Origin of the sequence: Actinokineospora guangxiensis (assembly GCF_042657845.1) — a bacterium.
Lineage (GTDB): Bacteria > Actinomycetota > Actinomycetes > Mycobacteriales > Pseudonocardiaceae > Actinokineospora > Actinokineospora guangxiensis.
Genome location: NZ_JBHSKF010000004.1, coordinates 63,334 through 82,985, shown reverse-complemented (window position 1 = coordinate 82,985; position 19,652 = coordinate 63,334). Strand labels below are relative to the sequence as shown.

Sequence of the window (19,652 nt, the reverse complement as noted above, 5' to 3'; positions counted from 1 at the left end):
CTCGCGATGACCGCTGTGGACACAACCCCAGTCACCACCTCCCTGAACCTCGGCCCGGCCCGCGCCCTTTCCTGTCGCGAGTGCGGCCATGAGGTCCCCCTCGCCGCCGAGTTCGCCTGCGCCGAGTGCTTCGGCCCCCTGGAAGTCGCCTACGAGTTCGGCGCGGTGACCAGGGAGAGCATCGAATCCGGCCCCAAGTCGATCTGGCGCTACCGCGACCTGCTCCCCGTGCCGCCGGACGTGCAGGCCCACCCCAACACCGACCCCGGCTTCACCCGGCTGGTGAAGGCCGACCGCCTCGCCGCCGCACTGGGCGTGAAGTCGTTGTGGGTCAAGGACGACACCGGCAACCCGACGCACTCCTTCAAGGACCGCGTCGTCGCCGTCGCCCTGGCGGCCGCGCGCTCGCTCGGGTTCACCGTCCTCGCCTGCCCGTCCACGGGCAACCTGGCCAACGCCGTCGCCGCCGCGGCGGCGCGCGCGGGCTGGGACTCGGTTGTCCTGATTCCCTCCTCCCTGGAGCGGGCCAAGATCCTCACCACCGCCGTGTACGACGGTTCGCTGATCGCCGTCGACGGCAACTACGACGACGTGAACCGACTGGCCACCGAACTGGCGGCGGAGTACGAGGACTGGGCGTTCGTCAACGTCAACGTGCGCCCGTACTACGCGGAGGGCTCCAAGACCCTCGGCTACGAGGTGGCCGAGCAGCTGGGCTGGCGGCTGCCCGGCCAGGTCGTCGTCCCGGTGGCCTCCGGCTCGCAGCTGACCAAGGTGGACAAGGCTTTCCGCGAGCTGGGCACGCTCGGCCTCGTGGAGGCGACCCCGTACCGGATCTTCGGCGCGCAGGCCACCGGATGCTCCCCGGTGGCCGCGGCCTACAAGGCGGGCCAGGACGTGATCAGCCCGGTCAAGCCCGACACCATCGCCCGGTCACTGGCCATCGGCGCGCCCGCCGACGGCCCGTACGTGCTCGACTCGGTGCGCCGCACGGGCGGCGCGGTCGAGGACGTGACCGACGAGGAGGTCGTGGAGGGCATCCGCCTGCTGGCCCGCACCGAGGGCATCTTCGCCGAGACCGCGGGCGGCGTGACCGTGGCCACGGCGAAGAAGCTCATCGAGTCGGGCCAGCTCGACCCGGACGCCGAGACCGTCCTGCTCATCACCGGCGACGGCCTCAAGACCCTCGACGCGGTCGAGGACCGCATCGGCCCCAAGGCGGTCGTCCCGCCGAGCAGCGCGGCGGTGCGCGCCGCCCTCGGGAAGTGACCCCGAGCGGCACCCCGCCCACCACGGCGACGTCTCCCCCGGTGTCGGTGCGCGCGGTGCGCGCGCCGAGCCGGGCGAGCACGTCCATCGTCGCCTGTGCCGGGTGGCCGTAGCGGTTGCGCCGCCCGACGCTGACCAGCGCCACCTCCGGGCCCACCGCCGCCAGGAACGCCTCATCGGTGTACCGGCTGCCGTGGTGGGGCACTTTGACCACGGCCGCGCCCAGGTCGACACCGCCTGCCACCAGCTCGGCCTGCGCGCCCAGCTCGATGTCGCCGGTGAGCAGGACCCGCCCCGCGGCCGTGTGCGCGAGCAGGACCAGCGAGGCGTTGTTGATCTCGCTGCCGTCGAGTTCCGCCGCTTGGGCGCCTCCTTCCTCCGGGTGCAGCACATCGATCGTCAGTCCGGGCCAGCCGAAGCGGCTGCCCGCGGTCACCTCCACCACCGGGACCGCGGCGTCGGCCGCGGCCCCGCGCACGCGCTCCCACGCCCAGCCGGGCGCGCGCCCCGGCCCGACCACGACCGCGGCGGGGTCGCGCTCCAGCCCGGCGGCCAGCCCGCCGATGTGGTCGGCGTGCAGGTGGCTGAAGACGACGGCGGCCAGGCTCCTCACACCGAGCCGGTCGAGGCAGTCCCCCACCGGCCCGGGTTCCGGCCCGGCGTCGACCAGCACGGCCCGCCCGGTGTCGGCGGTGGCCAGCACGACCGCGTCGCCCTGCCCGACGTCGCAGGCGACCACCGCCCACCCCGGCGGCGGCCACCCCGGCAGCACCACCCGCACCGGCACGACCACCAGCAGCACCCCGACGAGCCCGAGTGCGACCAGCGCCCGCACCTTCGGCAGCCGCACGGCCACCGCGAGCACCGCGATCGCCGCCGCCGCGGCCAACCCGCCCCACCACCCCGACGGCCAGTCCAGCGCCGCCCCCGGCACCCCGGCGGCGTGTTCGGCGACGGCGATCAGCCACCGCGTCTCCGGTCCGGCGACCGTGACGAGCGCCTGCCCACCCCACGTCCACACGGGAGTGACGAGCGCGGCCAGCACACCCAGCACCGTCGCGGGCGCGACGACCGGCGCGGCCACCAGGTTGGCGGCCACGGCGACCAGGCTGACCTGCCCGCTCATGCCCGCCACGACGGGCGCGGTGACCAGCTGCGCGGCCGCCGGGACGGCCAGCGCCTCGGCGATCCCGGGCGGCACCCGCCTGCGTTCCAGCGCCCTGGCCCACCTCGGGGCCAGCAGCACCAGCCCCGCCGTGGCGAGCACGGACAGCACGAACCCGAACGCGACCGCCATCCCGGGGTCGACCGCGACCAGCCCGAGCACCGCGACGGCGAGGGCGGGCAGTGCGGACTTCTCCCGCCCGAGCGCCAGCGCCAGCAGCCCGATCAGCCCCATGACGGCCGCCCGCAGCACGCTCGGCTCCGGCCCGGCCAGCACCACGAACCCGACCATCGCCGCCGCGGCCACCGCCGACGCCACCCACGGCCCAGCCCCGAACAGCCGCACCAGCAGCAGCGCGAAGAACCCGACGATCGCTAGGTTCGCCCCGCTGACGGCCAGCAGGTGCGTCATCCCCGCGGTGTCGAAGTCGGCCCGGACCTCCGGCAGCAGCCCGTCGGTGTCGCCCACGACGAGCGCGGGCAGCAGCCCGGCCGCCTCAGGCCCGAGCACCGCCCGCGCGGCGTCCCTGAGCCCCTGCCGCAGCTCCGCGGCGACGCGCTGCGCGGCGCCAGGAGGGTCCACATCGGAGGGAGGACCGCGGACCTTGACGACCGCCGTTGTCAGGCCGCCTTCCTCGGCCGGAGCCAGCCGCGCTGTCGCCGTCGCGTGCTGACCTGGCAGCAGGTCGACCCACTGGTCGGCTGGGGCGAAGACGACGACGGCGCCCCCACTGGGCTCTCCCACGGCCCTCCCGGCGATGACGACCCCGCTGACACCGGACGGCGTAGCCCCATAGCCAGCGGCCCGGATGGGCCGAGGCCGCTCGACCACCTCGAAGCGGAACTCCAGGACCGCCCCGGCGGCGGCCAGCTCCCGGAGCGGGTCCGTCGCGGCCTCGCGCAGCCGCTCGGACACCGGCAGCACGGCGAGCACCCCGGCGACGAGCAGCGGCCAGCCAGGGTGCACCCGCTGGGACGTGCGCGCCCGGACGAGGAGCACCACAGCCACGGCGGCAGCCGCCAGACCCACCGCCGCGGCGAGTGCCCAGTGGAGGAGGTAGCCGAGGAACGCCGCGAGCCAGAGCGCTGCCGCGGCGGGGACGAGACGCCAGTCGGGGCGGGGCATGGGGTGTCCTCGCGGGAGGTGGGGACGAGACGCAGGACAGGACGGCCGGGGGCGCTGGACGCGGTGTCGGGCCGCGAGCTGGGCGCGGCGTTCGCGCAGTACCTGGCCGCTTCCGGGGCGGGCGTGGTGGGCGATGTCGACGGTGGCGTGGTCGAGCGGATCAGGACCAGGGGCGGGGCCGCGTCGCCGTGGGTGGGGCAGGACGCCGCGACGGTGAGCACCCCGGCGGCAGCGGCCAGCGACTCGATGTCGGCGACAGGCCGAGCGCGCTTTCGGAACCACGTTCGGCGGTGAGCGCGGCCGGGTGACGGGAAGTGCGGCGGGCACTGCGCGGCAGGCGCGCACGCGCCGCGACCGGTGCAGCGCGCCTGGACGACGGGCAGGTGCGGGCGTGCGGCGGTGACGTCCGGAGGTCGGCGCGCGGGGCGCGCATCGGTCACCGGAGCTGCCGGGGTGCGAGTGTTGTCCACAGTGGTCAGAGAGAAGCGGCTGGCGGGCATTGGCTTCCTATCGTCGTCGGGGCGCTGGCATGCGGGCTAGTGAACGGTGACCAGGTCCTTGAGCTTGGCGAAGCGGCTGGGGCCGATGCCCTCGATCTCGCGGAGCTGGTCGACGCTGGTGAAGGTGCCGTTGCGGTTGCGGAACTCGACGATGCGCTGGGCGGTGACGATCCCCACGCCGGGGAGTGCGTCCAACTGGTGGACGGGGGCGGTGTTGAGATTGGTGCGGGGAGGCGCGGCGGGATCGGCGTCGGGCGGCGGGGTGCCCACGTGGATCTGCTCGCCGTCGGCGAGTGGGCGGGCCAGGTTCAGGGAGGAGGTGTTCGCGCCGCGGAGGGCGCCGCCGGCGGCTTCGATGGCGTCGATCACGCGGGAACCCGCGGGGAGGTCTCGGACTCCGGGCTTGGCGACCTTGCCTTGGATGTCGACGGTGATGGTGCGCGCGGGCTGCTCGACGGCAGGCGGGGCGGAGGCGGGCGGCTCGGCGGCGGTGGGTTTGCCGGGGAGCAGCAGCAGACCCGCGAGGAGTGCGCCCGCGACCACGGCGACGATGGCGGCCAAGCGGGGAACACGGGCGAACGGCGTGCGTGGTCGCTGCGGTTGGGGTGCGTCCATGTCGGACTCGGGGTCCAGGTCGAACTCGGGGTCGCGGGAGGTTCGATCGCCGGGCGCCCAGTCGCGGGAGGTGCTGGTTGCCGGGATGTGGCTTGGCGCGGGGTCGAGGTGGTCGAGGCGGTCGCCGTCGAAGGGATGAGGGGTTCGGGGGTGGTGGGTGTTCCCCGGGGAGGGCAGGCCGAGGTCGGCCGCGGTCAGGGCGGGGAAGCGGTCGGTGGGCACGGATGTGCTGGAGCTGTGGCGGGACCGGGAACTCGGTTCACCGGCGGGAGGTTCCGGTTGGCCGAGCGCGTCGGGGTCGCGGGTGGGGTATGCGGGCACCAGGTCCGGGGAGGTGTCGGTGGCGTCGGGCGAATGGGCCGCCACGGCGGCGCGGGCCTGTGCGGTGCCTGACAGGGCTGCTGGGGCGATGCTCCTCCGGGTCGGGCGGACGTCAGGGAGGACGCCGGTGAAGGCCGACGAGTCGCGTTCAGGACGACGGGTGGGGGACGGGGTGGGGGACGGGGCGGGGGACGGGGTGGTGACACGGGTGTACTCGGGACGGCCACCGGAATGCTGGTCGGCGGGTTTGGTCCAGCGGTTGAGGAATCGGGCCAGCGGCGGTTCTCGGTCCGCATAGGAGGGCAGGGTGCCGTTGTCCCACGGGCGATCGATGGCGCGGCCGAGGCGGGCGAGGGCTTCGTCGACGGTGGTCTTCGTCTTCATGAGATCGACGGTAGGAGGCCGCGATCCCCGGCGGCCACGGAGAAATCGCGGCCTGTGGACAACTCAGGTGCAGACGGCGATCCCCAGGACGCCGGGCCCGGTGTGGGCGCCGATGACCGCGCCGACCTCGCTCACGAAGCAGCCCGCCGAGCCGGGGATGCGTTCGTCCACCCTGGCGGCGAGCTCGGCGGCCCGGTCGGGGGCGCCGAGGTGGTGCACGGCCAGGCGGAGGGTGCCTGCGGGAAGTTCGCGGGACGCCGCTTCGGCCAGGTCGACCAGGCGGGCCAGGGCCCGGCTTGTGGTGCGGACCTTCTCCAGGGGCTGGATGCCGCCGTCGGAGACGTGGAGGATGGGTTTGACGGCCAGGGCCGTGCCGAGCAGGGCGGCGGCGGCGCCGATGCGACCGCCTCGGCGGAGGTAGTCGAGGGTCTCCACGACGAAGGTGCACCTGGTGCGGGCGGCGGCGGCCACGGCGGCGGCCTCCACCTCCTCGCCGCCCGCCCCCGACGAGGCGACGGCGGCGGCTTGGAGGGCGGCGAAGCCCAAGCCCATGGCGATGGTGCGGGAGTCCACGACGCGCACCCGCGCCGGGTCCACTTCGGCCGCCGCGAGCCTGGCCGACTCCCAGGTGCCGGACAGGTCCCTGGACAGGTGCACCGACACGATGCCGTCGCAGCCGGAGTCCAGCAGGTCGCGGTAGCGGGTGGCGAACTCCTCCGGGTTGGGGCGCGACGTCGTCACCGTGCGGTGTTCGCGCAGGGCTTTGGCCAGTTCGTCCGGGCCGATGTCGATGCCGTCGCGGCCGGTGCGGTCGTCGACGTGGACGGTGAGGGGGACGACGTGGACGTCGTGCCGGTCGGCGAAGCCCTCGGGGAGGTACGCGGTGGAGTCGGTGACTACGGCGAACGGCACGGTGGGTGAGCCTAACCGCTGGCGGTCAGTCCAGCAGAGGACCGATCAGCTCGGCGAAGGCCTTGCCGACCTGCTCGTGGCCGGTCCAGCCCCAGTGGATGCCGTCGGGATTGCCCTGGCCGCTGAGCACGTGGTCGCCCACCACCTCGGACAGGTCCAGCAGCGGCACCCCCGCCGAGGCCGACCAGCCGCGCAGCGCGCGCGCTGTGGCCTCCCGCCCGTGGTGGACGCCGCCGTAGCCTGCCGCGCGGTGCACCGACGGCAGCGCGGCCACAGCGGGGATGTCCGGGCGCAGCGCGCGGACGGCCGTCAGCGTCCTGTCCAGGTATCGGACGGTCTCGCCCGGGGGCAGCGCCACCCTGCGGCTGACCCCGGCGAGGGCGGGCACGGCACGCAGGTACGCGGCGCGCACGCGCCGCCGGACTGCGTCCGAGCGCAGGTAGCGGATGCCTTCGCGCAGGTAGGTCGGCAGCGGCGACGGCAGGCTGTCCATGCCGCCCACGCCCAGGACCAGCACGGACGCGCGCGGCAGCACCGGCCACAGGCGGGGGTCGCCGACCAGTGCCCAGTAAGCGTCGCGGGCGGTCCAGCCGAAGCCCGCGAACAGCTCCGCCTCGCCGCCGAGCGCGGCGGCGGCCAGGTTGGGCCAGAGGCGGGGATCGTCGGCGGGGCACGGGCCGTCCGGGCCGTGGAAGGCCAGCGAGTCGCCCAGCACCAGCAGGGTGGTCACCCGGTGATGCCCGCGTTGTAGTTGATCAGTCGCCAGGCGTCGCCGTTGGCCTCGCGGCGGGCCAGCACGGTCCAGTGGCAGTTCCCGACGCCGGCCAGCAGCGGCCAGCACTGCACCGGCAGGTTCAGCAGGTGGGCGGTCAGCGCGCTGATCAGGCCGCCGTGGGCGCACAGCAGCGCCGTCTCGTCCTCGCCCGCGTCCAGGTCGGCGACCACCTCGGCGGCGCGGGCGGCGACCTCGACCCTGGCCTCGCCGCCGGGCGGGGCCCAGGTCGGGTCGGTCTGCCAGGTCGTGCGGGCGCCCGGGTACTCGGCGTCGACCTCGGCGGACGTCTTGCCCTGCCAGAGGCCGAGGTGGGTCTCGCGCAAGCGCTTGTCCACCCGCATCGGCACACCGCTGGCCGTGCTGAAGACGGTGGCGGTGTCGGTGGCGCGGCGCAGGTCGGAGGTGACGACGACGTCGGGGGCGAACCGGATCAACGCGGGCACCGCGAAGCGCGCCTGGTTCCAGCCGACCTCGGTCAGGTTGGCATCCAGGTGGCCCTGCATGCGGCCGGTGGCGTTGTAGTCGGTCTCGCCGTGCCGCCACAGCACGATCCTGCGCAGCGTCACGTGGCGTCGTCCCCCTCGGCGGGCGGGCCCGCGTCGAACGGCACCCTCGGGCAGTCCTTCCACAGCCGCTCCAGGCTGTAGAACGAGCGCTCCTCGGCGTGCTGGACGTGCACGACGACGTCGACGAAGTCCAGCAGCACCCAGCGGCCCTCGCGGGCGCCTTCGCGGCGGACGGGCTTGGTGCCCGCCTCGCGCATCTTCTCCTCGACGCTGTCGACGATCGCGCCGACCTGGCGCTCGTTGGCCGCCGAGGCGATCACGAAGCAGTCGGTGATGACGAGCTGGGCGGACACGTCGAGCACGACGACGTCGGTCGCCTTCTTGTCAGCGGCCGCCGCCGCTGCGACGAGGGCCAACTCGCGGGCTTGCTCCGTGGCTGCCACGGCACTCCTTCTGCGGATCTCGCGGACGCAACCCGTCGAGGGTACCCGCAGGCCGGGCGTGTGCCCGCGCTGAGCCGTCCGTGCGGCCTCAGCCGGTGTAGAGCCCGCGCTTGGAGATGTACTGGACGACGCCGTCGGGCACCAGGTACCAGACGGGCTCGCCCTTGGCGACGCGCTCGCGGCAGGCCGTGGAGGAGATGGCCATGGCCGGGACCTCGATGAGGCTGACCGACCCGGTGGGCAGGTGCGTGTCGGCCAGGTCGTAGCCGGGTCGGGTGACCCCGACGAAGTGGGCGAGGGTGAACAGCTCCTCGGCGTCTCGCCAGGACAGGATCTGGGAGAGGGCGTCGGCGCCGGTGATGAAGAACAGCTCGGCGTCCGGCTCGACGGCGTGCAGGTCGCGCAGGGTGTCGACGGTGTAGGTGGCGCCGCTGCGCTCGATGTCGACGCGGCTGACCGAGAAGCGCGGGTTGGACGCGGTCGCCACGACCGTCATCAGGTAGCGGTCCTCGGCGGGGCTGACCTCGCGGTCGCTCTTCTGCCAGGGCTGGCCCGTGGGGACGAAGACGACCTCGTCCAGGGCGAAGCGGGCCTGGACCTCGCTGGCGGCGACGAGGTGGCCGTGGTGGATCGGGTCGAACGTGCCGCCCATGATCCCGATGCGCCGTGCCATAGCGCTGAAGCGTAGAGCCTGCGCCGCCGGGTTTCGGCGCGATCTCCCGCGGGGGGCGTCGGGAGATCGCGCCGTCGGCCGCTCCCCTGCGGCGGCCTCACCAGTGCGGACGTGCCACCGTTCGGTTCATGACGGCCGTCCTATGACCTTTCGGTATGAGCTGTCGCACCCGTCGGCTTGCGACACTCTGCCCATGGCTTGGGAACCGATGCACGATCAGCCCTACCGGCCGGTGCCGTACCGGCCGGAGCGCATGGGCACCGACGACTCGCTGCGCACCGCCGCCGACCTGCGGGCGCGCATGGACCAACGGCGCACGGTGCGCGCGTTCTCCCCCGACCCGGTCCCCGAGCAGGTCGTCGTGGACGCGATCGCCGTGGCCTCCACCGCGCCGTCGGGCGCCCACCAGCAGCCGTGGACGTTCGTGCTGGTCCAGGACCCGGACGTGCGCGCGCGCATCCGCGAGGCCGCCGAGAAGGAGGAGCAGGTCTCCTACGCGGGCCGCCTCGGCGAGGAGTGGATCTCGGCGCTGCGCCCGCTGGGCACCGACCAGAACAAGCCGCACCTGACCGACGCGCCGTACCTGATCGTGGTGTTCGAGCAGCGCTACTTCCTCGACGGCGAGGAGCAGCACAAGCACTACTACGTGGACGAGTCCGTGGGCATCGCCGTCGGGATGCTGCTGACCGCCCTGCACCTGGCCGGGCTGGCCGCGCTCACCCACACGCCCAGCCCGATGAGGTTCCTGTCCGAAGTGCTCAACCGCCCGCGCAACGAGAAGGCGTTCGCCGTCATCCCGGTCGGCTATCCGGCCGAGGACGCGACCGTCCCCGACCTGGTGCGCAAGGACCTGGAGCAGGTGCTCGTGCGCGTGTGAGGTATCAAGGGGGGCGTGGACGAGCAGGCACTGCGCGCGGCGGCAGAGGAACGGCTCCGCGCCCTGGCCGGTGACGGCGCCCGGCTGCGCGAGGACCAGTGGACGGCGATCAGGACGCTGGTCGCCGACCGCGGCCGGGCGCTGGTCGTGCAGCGCACCGGGTGGGGCAAGTCGGCGGTCTACTTCGTCGCCACGGCCCTGCTGAGGGAGTTGGGCCAGGGGCCGACGGTCATCGTCTCGCCGCTGCTGGCGCTGATGCGCAACCAGGTGGCGGCCGCGGCGCGCGCGGGGGTGCACGCCGCGACGATCAACTCGGCCAACATGGACGAGTGGGACGCGGTCCGCGCGCAGGTCTCCGCGGGCGACGTGGACGTCCTGCTGGTGTCACCCGAGAGGCTGAACAACCCGGACTTCCGGGACACGGTCCTGCCGTCGCTGACGGCCTCGGCCGGGATGCTCGTGGTGGACGAGGCGCACTGCATCTCCGACTGGGGCCACGACTTCCGCCCCGACTACCGGCGCCTGCGCACCCTGCTGACCGAGCTGCCCGCCGGGGTGCCGGTGCTGGCGACCACGGCCACCGCCAACGACCGGGTCGTGCGCGACGTGTCCGCCCAGCTCGGCTCGTCGGCGGTGCTGCGGGGCGCGCTGGACCGGGAGAGCCTGCACCTGGCCGTGCTGAAGCTGCCGACCGCGCAGGCCCGGCTGGCGTGGCTGGCCGAGAACCTGGAAACCCTGACCGGCTCGGGGATCATCTACACGCTCACCGTCGCCGCCGCCGACGAACTGGCCGCCTTCCTGCGCGATCGCGGCTTCGCCGTCGCCTCCTACACCGGCCGCACCGACACCGAGGAGCGGGTGCGCGCCGAGGAGGACCTGCTCGCCAACCGGGTCAAGGCGCTGGTGGCGACCTCGGCGCTGGGCATGGGCTTCGACAAGCCGGACCTGGGTTTCGTCGTGCACGTCGGCGCCCCGCAGTCGCCGATCGCCTACTACCAGCAGATCGGCCGCGCGGGCCGTGGCGTGGAGCGCGCGGACGTGGTCCTGCTGCCGGGCGTTGAGGACAAGGACATCTGGTCCTACTTCGCCTCCCTGGCGTTCCCGCCGGAACCGGTGGTGCGGCAGGTGCTGGCGGCGCTGGCCGACGAGGAGAAGCCGCTGTCGACGCCCGCGCTGGAGCCCAGGGTGGAGCTCTCGCGCAACCGGCTGGAGATGGTGCTGAAGGTGCTCGACGTCGACGGGGCCGTGCGCCGGGTCAAGGGCGGGTGGATCTCGACCGGCGAGCCGTGGGCCTACGACGAGTCCCGCTACGGCCGCATCTCCGGCGCCCGTGCCGACGAGCAGCAGGCCATGATCGACTACCAGCGCACCGACGGCTGCCGCATGGAGTTCCTCCTGCGCACCCTGGATGACCCACACGCCGCGCCGTGCGGGCGGTGCGACAACTGCACCGGCAAGCGCTGGAGCGCCGAGGTCTCGGCCGACGGGGTGGCGGCGGCGCGCGAGCGGCTGCGGCGGCCCGGGGTGGAGATCCCGCCGAAGAAGCTGTGGCCGACCGGGATGGCGGCGTTGGGGGTGCCGCTGTCGGGGAAGATCAAGCAGCCGCTGGAGGTCGGGCGGGCGCTGGGGCGGCTGACCGACATCGGGTGGGGCAACCGGCTGCGCGAGCTGTTCGCGGGCGGGGACGGCGTCGTGCCGGACGAGGTCGTGGACGGCTGCGTGAAGGTGCTGGCGGCCTGGGGGTGGTCGCGCCGGCCGGTGGGGGTGGTGACGGTGTCCTCGGAGTCGCGGCCGCGGCTGGTCGAGGACCTGGGGGCGCGGATCTCGGGGATCGGGCGGTTGCCGCTGTTGGGCGAGGTCGTGGTGGGGCGGGCCGTGCGGGCCAACAGCGCCCAGCGGCTGGCGGGGCTGTGGAATGGGGCGACGGTGCGGGGGGCGGTGTCCGGGCCGGTGCTGCTGGTGGACGACCAGGTGGACACCGGCTGGACCATGACCGTCGCGGGGACTCTGCTGCTGGAGGCCGGGGCGGACGCCGTCCTGCCGTTCGCGCTGGCGACGACCACGTGAACCTCTCCGACCTCGACCGCATCGAGGAGCTGCCCGGCATGGCCGAGGCGCGGGCGAGGGTGCGGGAGATGCTGGCCCTGCCCGCCGGGTCGGCGGTCGTGGACGTCGGGTGCGGGGCGGGGCACGCCGCCGCGGAACTGGCGGCCGAGGGGCACCGGGTGATCGGGGTGGACCTGGACGAGGCCACCATCGCGGCAGCGCGTTCGCGTCATCCGGGGATCGAGTTCCATGTGGGGGCGGCCGACGCTCTGCCGGTGGGGGACGGCGAAGTCCACGGGTACCGCGCGTCCCGGGTGCTGCACCTGGTGCCCGACATCGTGGCCGCGCTCGCCGAGGCGCGACGGGTCCTGGCGCCGGGCGGACAGGCGGTTCTCGTCGGCCAGGACTACGGGATGGTCGGGGTGGACGGCCCGCAGGAGATCCCGCGGGCGGTGGTGTCGGTGGTGCGGGAAGGGCACGCGGGTCGCCGGTTCCGCGCGCTGCTGCTCGACGCGGGCTTCCGGGACGTCGATGTCGAGGTGCGGACGGTGGTGAGCACCGACCACGAGGCGATGGTCCCGTCGTTGGACGCGCTGGCGTCGGCGGCGGTGAAGTCCGGCGAGGTGACGCGGGAGGCGGCCGACGCGTGGCTGGCCGATCAGCAGCTGCGCGGGCGGGAGGGACGGTTCCTGATCGCCTGGCCGTCGTTCTTCGTCAGCGCGGTGCGGTGATTCAGCGGGCGGCCAAGGCCACCAGGTCGTCGGCGTGGACCACTTCGCGGCGGTGTTCGGCGGGGAGGTCGCGGGTTGAGCGGCCGATGATGGTGGGGAGTTCGGCGGAGTCGTAGGCGACCAGGCCGCGGGCGACCACCCGGGCGGCCGGGTCGGTGAGGTCCACGACGTCGCCTGCGTGGAACTCGCCCGCGACGGCGGTGATTCCGGCCGCCAGCAGGGAGCGGCGGCGGCCCACCACCGCGGCGACGGCGCCGTCGTCCAAGGTGAGGGTGCCGGTGGAGTCCGCGGCGTAGGCGAGCCAGAAGCGGCGGGCGGTGAGCCTGCGGCCGGAGGCGGCGAAGGCGGTGCCGACGTCGGCGGCGGTGAGGGCTCGGGACGCGTCGGCGGCGGAGGCCAACAGGACCGGGACGCCCGCGACGGAGGCCAGGCGGGCGGCGGCGAGCTTGGAGGCCATGCCGCCGGTGCCCAGGCCGGAGCCGGATTCGCCCGCGGTCACGCCCGCCACGTCGGCGGCGTCGGCGACCTCGCGGACCGGGGTCGCGGCGCCCAGGCGGGGGTCGCCGTCGTACAGGGCGTCCACATCGGACAGCAGGACCAGGGCGTCGGCGCCGATGAGGTGGGCCACCAGGGCGGCCAAGCGGTCGTTGTCGCCGAAGCGGATCTCGTCGGTGGCGACGGTGTCGTTCTCGTTGACCACCGGGACCACTCCCAGGGCCAGTAGGCGGGAGAGGGTGCGCTGGGCGTTGCGGTAGTGCGCGCGGCGCACGACGTCGTCGGCGGTGAGCAGGACCTGGCCGACGCGCAGGCCGAAACGGGCGAAGGAGGAGACGTAGGCGTGGCCGAGTGCCAGCTGGCCCACGCTGGCCGCGGCCTGCTGGGTCGCCAGATCGCTCGGACGCCGGGACAGGCCCAGCGGGGCCAGGCCCGCGGCGATCGCACCCGAGGACACCAGGACGACCGCGCTCGCCTCGCGGCGGGCGGCCAGGGCGTCCACCAAGGCGTCGAGGCGGGCCGGATCGAGGCCGCCGGAGGCCGTCGTCAGCGACGACGAGCCCACCTTGACCACGACGAGCCGGGCGGCGGCGACCGAGGAGCGCGTCGCCGACTCCAGCCGGGTCATTCCCCGTCCGCGGTATCCAGGCCGCGCCGAGCCCGCCGGGCGCGCTTGCGCTCGGCCGCGCCGACGCGGTCGTCCTGCTCCAGGCGCGGGTCGCTGCCGCGGGAGAACATCGTCATCGCGATGCCCGCCGGGGTCGAGGGCTCCCAGTCGAAGGTCATGTTCCCGATCGTGACCGGGCAGCCGGGCCGGGCGCCCGCCTTGGCCAGCGCCTCCTCGACGCCCAGGCGGGCGAGGCGGTCGGCGAGGTAGCCGATGGCCTCGGCGTTGTCGAAGTTGGTCTGGCGGACCCAGCGCTCGGGGCGCTCGCCGCGCACGGTGAACGCGCCCTCGGTCGAGCGGTCCTCCTCGATGGTGAAGCCGGCGTCGTCGACGGCGACCGGGCGCAGCACCGCGCGGGTGGCTTCCACGATCGGGCGGTTCGCGCGGTCGTCGGCGACAACCTTGGCCAGGGCGAAGGTGAGTTCGCGCAGCCCCTCGCGGGTGGCGGTGGACACCTCGAACACCGGCAGCCCGCGCTCCTCGATGTCCGGCCGGATCAGCTCGGCCAGCTCGCGCGCCTCGGGCACATCGATCTTGTTCAGCACCACGATGCGGGGGCGGTCGGCCAGGGTGCCGCCGAGGGCCGGGGTGTAGCGGGCCAGCTCCTCCTCCAGCGCGTCGATGTCGGAGAGCGGGTCGCGACCGGGCTCCTCGGTGGCGCAGTCGATGACGTGCACCAGCACCGAGCACCGCTCGATGTGGCGCAGGAAGTCCAGGCCGAGGCCCTTGCCCTGGGAGGCGCCCGGGATGAGGCCGGGCACGTCGGCCATGGTGAAGACCGTCTCGCCCGCGGTGATCACGCCGAGGTTCGGCACCAGCGTGGTGAACGGGTAGTCGGCGATCTTCGGCTTGGCCGCCGAGAGCACCGCGATCAGCGACGACTTGCCCGCCGACGGGAACCCGACCAGGCCGGCGTCGGCCATCGACCGCAGCTCCAGCACCAGGTCGCGGGTGTCGCCGGGCTCACCGAGCAGGGCGAACCCGGGCGCCCGGCGGGCCTTGGAGGCCAGCGCGGCGTTGCCGAGCCCGCCCCGGCCGCCCTGGGCGGCGACGAACCGGGTGCCGTGGCCCACCAGATCGATGATGATCTCGCCGTCGGCGTCCATCACCACGGTGCCCTCGGGGACCATCAGCTCAAGGTCCTGGCCGGTGGCGCCGTCGCGGTTGGCGCCCTGCCCCTGCTTGCCGTGGGTGGCCACGGCGTGCGGGCGGAAGTGGAAGTCCAGCAGCGTGTGCACGTTGGAGTCCACGACCAGCACGACGTTGCCGCCGTTGCCGCCGTTGCCGCCGTCCGGACCGCCCAGCGGCTTGAACTTCTCCCGGTGCACCGAGGCGCACCCGTTGCCGCCGTTGCCACCGGAGACATGGATGACGACCCGGTCGACGAATCGGGACATGACTTCCTCTCGCACACGACGAAGGGCGGGCCGATGACCCGGCCCGCCCTCGTCAGAAGATCCCTACAGCCGGGCCTCAGGCCTCGACCGGGACGATGTTGACGGTCTTGCGACCGCGCCGCTGGCCGAACTGCACCGAGCCCGCGGCGAGCGCGAACAGGGTGTCGTCCTTGCCGCGGCCGACGTTGACGCCCGGGTGGAACTTGGTGCCGCGCTGGCGGATCAGGATCTCACCCGACTTGACGACCTGGCCGCCGAAGCGCTTCACGCCGAGGTACTGGGGGTTCGAGTCGCGCCCGTTGCGGGAGCTGGAAGCACCCTTTTTGTGTGCCATGGCTGCTCAGATCCTCACTTCACCGTGATGCCGGTGACCTCGACGCGGGTCAGCTTCTGCCGGTGACCCTGCCGCTTGTGGTAGCCGGTCTTGTTCTTGAACTTGTGGATACGGATCTTCGGGCCCTTGGTGTGCTCGACGACCTTCCCGGTCACCGAAACCTTCGCCAGGGCGTCCGCGTCCGTGGTGACGTCGGTGCCGTCTACGACGAGTACCGCGGCAAGGCTGAGTTCGGTGCCCGGCGTGCCAACGAGCTTCTCGACCTCGACGACGTCGCCGACAGCCACCTTGTACTGCTTGCCGCCGGTCTTGACGATCGCGTACATCGGACGGAAGTCTCCTGCTGCTAGACAGTGGGGGTTGTGCGGGGGATCACTCGCCCTCGGGGCCTGACCTACCAGGTGCACAACACGGCCCACCAGTGGGCGGGCCGTGTTACAGCGTACGTGCCCCGTGAAACGAGGGTCAAACCGGGTCCGCAATCAGCTCTCGGCGTCGGCGCCGACGGGCGGGCCCGCGGGCCGCGACACCGCCCTGCGCCTGCGCCGAGGGGCCGCGGCGACGCGTCCGTTGCCGTTGCGGGCCTGCTCGGGCACCTCGGGTGCGTCGTCGGCGGGCGCGGCGTCCGGGTCGTCCTCGCCCGCGCGCACGGTGGCGCGGACGATCTCGGCGACGGCCTTCTTGGCCGCGGCGCGCTCGGGCTCGGGCGTCGGCTCCGCCTGGGGAACGTCGACCTCCTTCGCCCGTTCGTCCTTGCCCTTCTCGTCGCGGCCCTTCTCGTCGCGGCTCTTGTCCTCGCGGCTCTTGTCGTCACCGCCGCGGTTGCGGGAGCGGCGGGACTCCTTCTGCGACTCCTTCTGCCCGCCGCTCTGCTGGCCGTTCTGCTGCTGGCCGTTCTGCTGCCCACCGCCGCCGGACTTGACGATCGGCTCGGTGGAGACGTGCACGCCGCGGCCCTTGCAGTGCTCGCAGGTGGTGCTGAACGCCTCGAACAGCCCGGTGCCGACCCGCTTGCGGGTCATCTGCACCAGGCCCAGCGATGTGACCTCCGCCACCTGGTGGCGGGTGCGGTCGCGGCCCAGGCACTCGGTCAGCCTGCGCAGCACCAGGTCGCGGTTGGACTCCAGCACCATGTCGATGAAGTCGATCACGATGATGCCGCCGACGTCGCGCAGCCGCAGCTGGCGGACGATCTCCTCGGCCGCCTCCAGGTTGTTGCGAGTGACCGTCTCCTCCAGGTTGCCACCCGACCCGGTGAACTTGCCGGTGTTGACGTCGATGACGGTCATCGCCTCGGTGCGGTCGATCACCAGGTAGCCGCCGGAGGGCAGCCAGACCTTGCGGTCGAGCGCCTTGAGCAGCTGCTCATCGATGCGGTGCGCGGCGAAGACGTCCTTGGTTCCGGCGTGCTTGCGCACGCGCTCGGCCAGCTCGGGGGCCACGTGGCGCACGTAGGCGTCGATGGTCTCCCAGGCGGTGTCGCCCTGGACGACCAGGCCGGTGAAGTCCTCGGTGAACAGGTCGCGGACGACCTTCACCAGCAGGTCGGGCTCCTCGTAGAGCAGGGTCGGCGCGTTGCCCTTGCCGCCCTTGCGCCCGGTGTTGCCGTCGGACTTCTCCTTGATGACCTCCCACGACGCCTGCAGACGGCGCACGTCGCGGCCCAGCTCCTCCTCGCTGATGCCCTCCGACGCGGTGCGGATGATGACGCCCGCGTCCTCGGGGACCACGCGCTTGAGGACGTCCTTGAGCCTGCGGCGCTCGTTCTCCGGCAGCTTGCGGGAGATGCCGGTCGCGCCGCCGCCGGGCACGTAGACCAGGAAGCGGCCGGGCAGCGAGATCTGGGTGGTCAGCCGGGCGCCCTTGTGCCCGACCGGGTCCTTGGTGACCTGCACGAGGACGCTGTCGCCGGTGGACAGCGCCTGCTCGATCTTGCGGGCTTTGCCCTCCAGACCGGCGGCGTCCCAGTCGACCTCGCCCGCGTAGAGCACGGCGTTGCGGCCGCGGCCGATGTCGACGAACGCGGCTTCCATGCTGGGCAGCACGTTCTGCACGCGGCCCAGGTAGACGTTGCCGACCAGCGACCCGCTGCCCGACGAGGTCACGAAGTGCTCGACCAGCACCCCGTCCTCCAGGACGCCGATCTGGGTGCGGTCGGGGAACTCGCGCACGACCATGGTGCGGTCGACGGCCTCGCGCCGGGCCAGGAACTCGGCCTCGGACAGGATCGGGGCGCGCCTGCGGCCCGCCTCGCGGCCGTCGCGGCGGCGCTGGCGCTTGGCCTCCAGCCGGGTCGAGCCGCGCACGCTGCGCACCTCGTCGCGGCTGGAGTCCCGGCCGGAATCGCGACCCGAGTCCCGGCCGGAGTCCCGGCCGCTCTCCCGGGTGTTGTCGCGGGCCTCGCGGACGTGCGTGACCGTGTTCGGCGGGTCGTCGGAGTCGCTGGCGTCGGTGTCGCCGTCCTCCCCGCCCTTGCGGCGGCGGCGACGGCGGCGGCGCTTGCTGCCCGGGTCGTCGTCGGACTCCGGCTGCTCGGCGGCTTCCGGCTCGGCGTCGGCCGACTCGGCCTCCTCGGCGCCGTCCTCCCCGCCCTTGCCCCGGCCACGGCCGCGGCGGCCGCGCCTGCGGCGGCGGCTGGTGGCCTCGTCGCCGTCGGCGTCACCGTCGTCGTCGACGTCGGCCTGGTCCTCCGGCTCCTCGACCTCGGGCTCGGGCTCCGGCTCGACCTTGGGCCTGCCCGCGCGCTTGGCGGGCGCGGTCAGGTCCGGTGCCTGGAACAGCGGCGACGCCGAGGCGAACACCGGCGTGGGGGGCACCCGGGTGGCGCGGGCGGGAGGCTGCTCGACCTCGTCCGGCTCGGTTTCCGGCTCGACCGCCTGCGGGCTGTCCACCGAGTCGACGCTGTCGGCCGACTCGGGGCTGTCCTGCTCGGACTCCCCGGTGAGCGCCGCGCCGACCTTGACGGCCAGTTCCTTGGCCACGCTGGACTGCGCGCCGCGGGCGGGTTCGCCCAGCTCCTCAAGCGTGGCGAGCACCTCGCGGCTGCTCACGCCCAGCAGCTTGGCCAGGGCGTGCACCCTGACCTTCGCGGGCAGATCTGCCAGCGCGGGTGCGGTGGCGGCCCCGCCGGTCTGACCGGCAGGGTTCGACTTCTCCGACATGTAGCTCCTCCGCCCCCGGGCGCGCTGGGTGCGCGGCCGCTCAGGGGCCCTAGTTGTCCAGTCCACCGCGCTGGGCGGCGGGAATCCTCGCCTCTCGCCGGTTCGCTTCCGCAGATGGCACGGCGGGCGGACACGGCGGCAGGTCGTGCGACGACACCCCTCAGGTGCTCCGGTGCGCTATCCGGCGGACGCGGCCCTGTCCTGGGCCAGCGGGTCGGACAGCGCGCCGACGGCCTCACCGTCGTCCAGCCGCCCCTGCGCCAGCCTGGTCGCCTTCGCGGGCACCGGCAGGTCCAAAGCGGCGGCGACACGGAGCGCGCTCAGTACGTCGTCGGGTCGAACGGCCGGTGTTGTCTGCCGGACGACCATCGTCAGTATCCCACACGGACCCGCTCCGGGGGGCATGTCGATGCCCACAGCGGGTCGCCCGACTGCCGGTTCGCCGACCTCGACGCGGATAAGCGCAGGTCGGACGTCGATTTCCCGGCTTCCGTCCTTGGTCTTGCGGGAGACCATGACCGACTCGGCCGCCAGCAGCCGCCCGACGGCCTCGCGCAGCCGCTCCTCGGTGATGCCCGGCAGCTCGACCAGCCACTCGGCGGCGTCCACCCGCTCGGCGAGCGAGCCGTGCCCGGCGACCACGACCTCCAGCACGTCCAGGCCCGGCGGCAGCGCCTCGTCCAGCGCGGCGGCCAGCGCGGCGGGCTCCACGGCGGTGACGAGCTGCACCTCGACGTACTCGGCCTCGCTGGCCACGCCGGTCGGCGCCGCCCCGATCCAGGAGATCTTCGGGTGCGGGCTGAAGCCCTGCGAGTAGGCCATCGGCACCCCGGCGCGGCGCAGCGCCCGCTCGAAGGCGCGGGCGACGTCGCGGTGGGAGGTGAAGCGGAGCCGCCCGCGCTTGGCGTAGCGCACGCGCAGCTTCTGCACGGGCGGCGCCGACGGGTTGGGCTGGTCCTTCCGGCTCAGGGGTTGCTCCTATCGGTGGGACGTGGTCTGCTCCGGTGGTGAGCACGCTGTGCGGTTGAGACCGTACAGCCAGGGCAAAACGCGCCTCCGCGCTTGTTTCCCGAACGCGTCGTGGCTACCGTCCGCGATGGAGAGGACAGCTTGCGCCGTGTACCGAACCGGCGGACTCAGCACTTGGAGGTCGCCCCGTGCCACTGCCGCGCCGGACCTTGGCGGCAGCAGTCAGCGTCGCGGTTGTCGCGACGCTGCACGCGGCCCAAGCCGACGCCGCACCGAGTCCTGGCTGT

General features: G+C 73.8%; 18 protein-coding genes. 5 read left to right on the top strand and 13 right to left on the bottom strand.

What is annotated here, in order from left to right:
* Window positions 1–6: 6 nt before the first annotated feature.
* Window positions 7–1,269, top strand: a complete 1,263-nt coding sequence (thrC, locus tag ACFPM7_RS10555) for a threonine synthase (RefSeq protein ID WP_378246526.1) — start codon at window positions 7–9, stop codon at window positions 1,267–1,269.
* Here the strand turns inward: thrC and ACFPM7_RS10550 are convergent.
* Window positions 1,178–3,559: a DNA internalization-related competence protein ComEC/Rec2 gene (locus ACFPM7_RS10550; RefSeq protein WP_378246524.1), complete on the bottom strand. Its 2,382-nt coding sequence runs from the start codon at window positions 3,557–3,559 to the stop codon at window positions 1,178–1,180. The genes thrC and ACFPM7_RS10550 overlap by 92 nt on opposite strands.
* Window positions 3,560–3,577: 18 nt before the next feature.
* Here ACFPM7_RS10550 and ACFPM7_RS10545 point away from each other — a divergent pair, with 18 nt between their 5' ends.
* Complete coding sequence (locus ACFPM7_RS10545) at window positions 3,578–3,853, top strand: hypothetical protein (protein ID WP_378246522.1); 276 nt, start codon at window positions 3,578–3,580, stop codon at window positions 3,851–3,853.
* A gap of 242 nt (window positions 3,854–4,095) precedes the next feature.
* Here the strand turns inward: ACFPM7_RS10545 and ACFPM7_RS10540 are convergent, their stop codons facing one another.
* The 6 genes from ACFPM7_RS10540 to nadD form a co-directional block, all read right to left on the bottom strand.
* The gene (locus ACFPM7_RS10540; RefSeq protein WP_378246520.1) at window positions 4,096–5,379 is read right to left on the bottom strand and encodes a ComEA family DNA-binding protein; all 1,284 of its coding nucleotides are present in this window, start codon (window positions 5,377–5,379) and stop codon (window positions 4,096–4,098) included.
* Between the two features lie 63 nt (window positions 5,380–5,442).
* Window positions 5,443–6,291, bottom strand: coding sequence for a DegV family protein (locus ACFPM7_RS10535; RefSeq protein ID WP_378246518.1), 849 nt, complete (start codon window positions 6,289–6,291; stop codon window positions 5,443–5,445).
* Window positions 6,292–6,316: 25 nt separating this feature from the next.
* Window positions 6,317–7,021: a diglucosylglycerate octanoyltransferase gene (octT, locus tag ACFPM7_RS10530; protein WP_378246516.1), complete on the bottom strand. Its 705-nt coding sequence runs from the start codon at window positions 7,019–7,021 to the stop codon at window positions 6,317–6,319.
* Entirely contained in the window at window positions 7,018–7,632 is a 615-nt protein-coding gene (locus tag ACFPM7_RS10525) for a histidine phosphatase family protein (RefSeq protein WP_378246514.1), read from the bottom strand. Before ACFPM7_RS10525 ends, octT begins: the two co-directional genes overlap by 4 nt.
* Window positions 7,629–8,015, bottom strand: coding sequence for a ribosome silencing factor (gene rsfS, locus ACFPM7_RS10520; RefSeq protein WP_378246512.1), 387 nt, complete (start codon window positions 8,013–8,015; stop codon window positions 7,629–7,631). Before rsfS ends, ACFPM7_RS10525 begins: the two co-directional genes overlap by 4 nt.
* 88 nt (window positions 8,016–8,103) lie before the next feature.
* Window positions 8,104–8,688, bottom strand: coding sequence for a nicotinate-nucleotide adenylyltransferase (gene nadD, locus ACFPM7_RS10515; protein ID WP_378246510.1), 585 nt, complete (start codon window positions 8,686–8,688; stop codon window positions 8,104–8,106).
* A 193-nt stretch (window positions 8,689–8,881) separates the two neighbouring features.
* Here nadD and ACFPM7_RS10510 point away from each other — a divergent pair, with 193 nt between their 5' ends.
* From ACFPM7_RS10510 to ACFPM7_RS10500, 3 genes are read left to right on the top strand one after another with little or no spacing between them, the layout of a single operon-like run.
* Entirely contained in the window at window positions 8,882–9,565 is a 684-nt protein-coding gene (locus ACFPM7_RS10510; RefSeq protein ID WP_378246508.1) for a nitroreductase family protein, read from the top strand.
* Window positions 9,566–9,580: 15 nt separating this feature from the next.
* Window positions 9,581–11,632 (top strand): RecQ family ATP-dependent DNA helicase, encoded by a 2,052-nt coding sequence (locus ACFPM7_RS10505; protein ID WP_378246506.1) that lies wholly within the window; start codon window positions 9,581–9,583, stop codon window positions 11,630–11,632.
* The gene (locus ACFPM7_RS10500) at window positions 11,629–12,342 is read left to right on the top strand and encodes a methyltransferase domain-containing protein (protein ID WP_378246504.1); all 714 of its coding nucleotides are present in this window, start codon (window positions 11,629–11,631) and stop codon (window positions 12,340–12,342) included. Before ACFPM7_RS10505 ends, ACFPM7_RS10500 begins: the two co-directional genes overlap by 4 nt.
* Before the next feature lies 1 nt (window position 12,343).
* Here the strand turns inward: ACFPM7_RS10500 and proB are convergent, their stop codons facing one another.
* The 6 genes from proB to ACFPM7_RS10470 form a co-directional block, all read right to left on the bottom strand.
* Window positions 12,344–13,465, bottom strand: a complete 1,122-nt coding sequence (gene proB / locus ACFPM7_RS10495; protein WP_378246502.1) for a glutamate 5-kinase — start codon at window positions 13,463–13,465, stop codon at window positions 12,344–12,346.
* Complete coding sequence (gene obgE, locus ACFPM7_RS10490; RefSeq protein ID WP_378246500.1) at window positions 13,462–14,901, bottom strand: GTPase ObgE; 1,440 nt, start codon at window positions 14,899–14,901, stop codon at window positions 13,462–13,464. The genes proB and obgE overlap by 4 nt, the downstream gene beginning before the upstream one ends.
* Window positions 14,902–14,977: 76 nt before the next feature.
* Window positions 14,978–15,235: a 50S ribosomal protein L27 gene (rpmA, locus tag ACFPM7_RS10485; protein WP_378246498.1), complete on the bottom strand. Its 258-nt coding sequence runs from the start codon at window positions 15,233–15,235 to the stop codon at window positions 14,978–14,980.
* A 14-nt stretch (window positions 15,236–15,249) separates the two neighbouring features.
* Window positions 15,250–15,561 carry a 50S ribosomal protein L21 gene (gene rplU, locus ACFPM7_RS10480; RefSeq protein ID WP_378246496.1) on the bottom strand — a complete coding sequence of 104 codons (312 nt, stop codon included), beginning with the start codon at window positions 15,559–15,561 and terminating at the stop codon, window positions 15,250–15,252.
* Window positions 15,562–15,717: 156 nt separating this feature from the next.
* Window positions 15,718–18,396: a translation initiation factor IF-2 N-terminal domain-containing protein gene (locus tag ACFPM7_RS10475; protein WP_378246494.1), complete on the bottom strand. Its 2,679-nt coding sequence runs from the start codon at window positions 18,394–18,396 to the stop codon at window positions 15,718–15,720.
* A gap of 177 nt (window positions 18,397–18,573) precedes the next feature.
* Window positions 18,574–19,326: a TIGR03936 family radical SAM-associated protein gene (locus ACFPM7_RS10470; protein WP_378246492.1), complete on the bottom strand. Its 753-nt coding sequence runs from the start codon at window positions 19,324–19,326 to the stop codon at window positions 18,574–18,576.
* Window positions 19,327–19,652: the final 326 nt, after the last annotated feature.

Excerpts from the sequence above, each read along its gene's own strand:
- thrC (WP_378246526.1), top strand. The coding sequence starts at position 7 with ATGACCGCTGTGGACACAACCCCAGTCACCACCTCCCTGAACCTCGGC.
- ACFPM7_RS10550 (WP_378246524.1), bottom strand. The coding sequence starts at position 3,559 with ATGCCCCGCCCCGACTGGCGTCTCGTCCCCGCCGCGGCAGCGCTCTGG.
- ACFPM7_RS10540 (WP_378246520.1), bottom strand. The coding sequence starts at position 5,379 with ATGAAGACGAAGACCACCGTCGACGAAGCCCTCGCCCGCCTCGGCCGC.
- nadD (WP_378246510.1), bottom strand. The coding sequence starts at position 8,688 with ATGGCACGGCGCATCGGGATCATGGGCGGCACGTTCGACCCGATCCAC.
- ACFPM7_RS10510 (WP_378246508.1), top strand. The coding sequence starts at position 8,882 with ATGGCTTGGGAACCGATGCACGATCAGCCCTACCGGCCGGTGCCGTAC.
- proB (WP_378246502.1), bottom strand. The coding sequence starts at position 13,465 with ATGACCCGGCTGGAGTCGGCGACGCGCTCCTCGGTCGCCGCCGCCCGG.
- obgE (WP_378246500.1), bottom strand. The coding sequence starts at position 14,901 with ATGTCCCGATTCGTCGACCGGGTCGTCATCCATGTCTCCGGTGGCAAC.
- rpmA (WP_378246498.1), bottom strand. The coding sequence starts at position 15,235 with ATGGCACACAAAAAGGGTGCTTCCAGCTCCCGCAACGGGCGCGACTCG.
- rplU (WP_378246496.1), bottom strand. The coding sequence starts at position 15,561 with ATGTACGCGATCGTCAAGACCGGCGGCAAGCAGTACAAGGTGGCTGTC.
- ACFPM7_RS10475 (WP_378246494.1), bottom strand. The coding sequence starts at position 18,396 with ATGTCGGAGAAGTCGAACCCTGCCGGTCAGACCGGCGGGGCCGCCACC.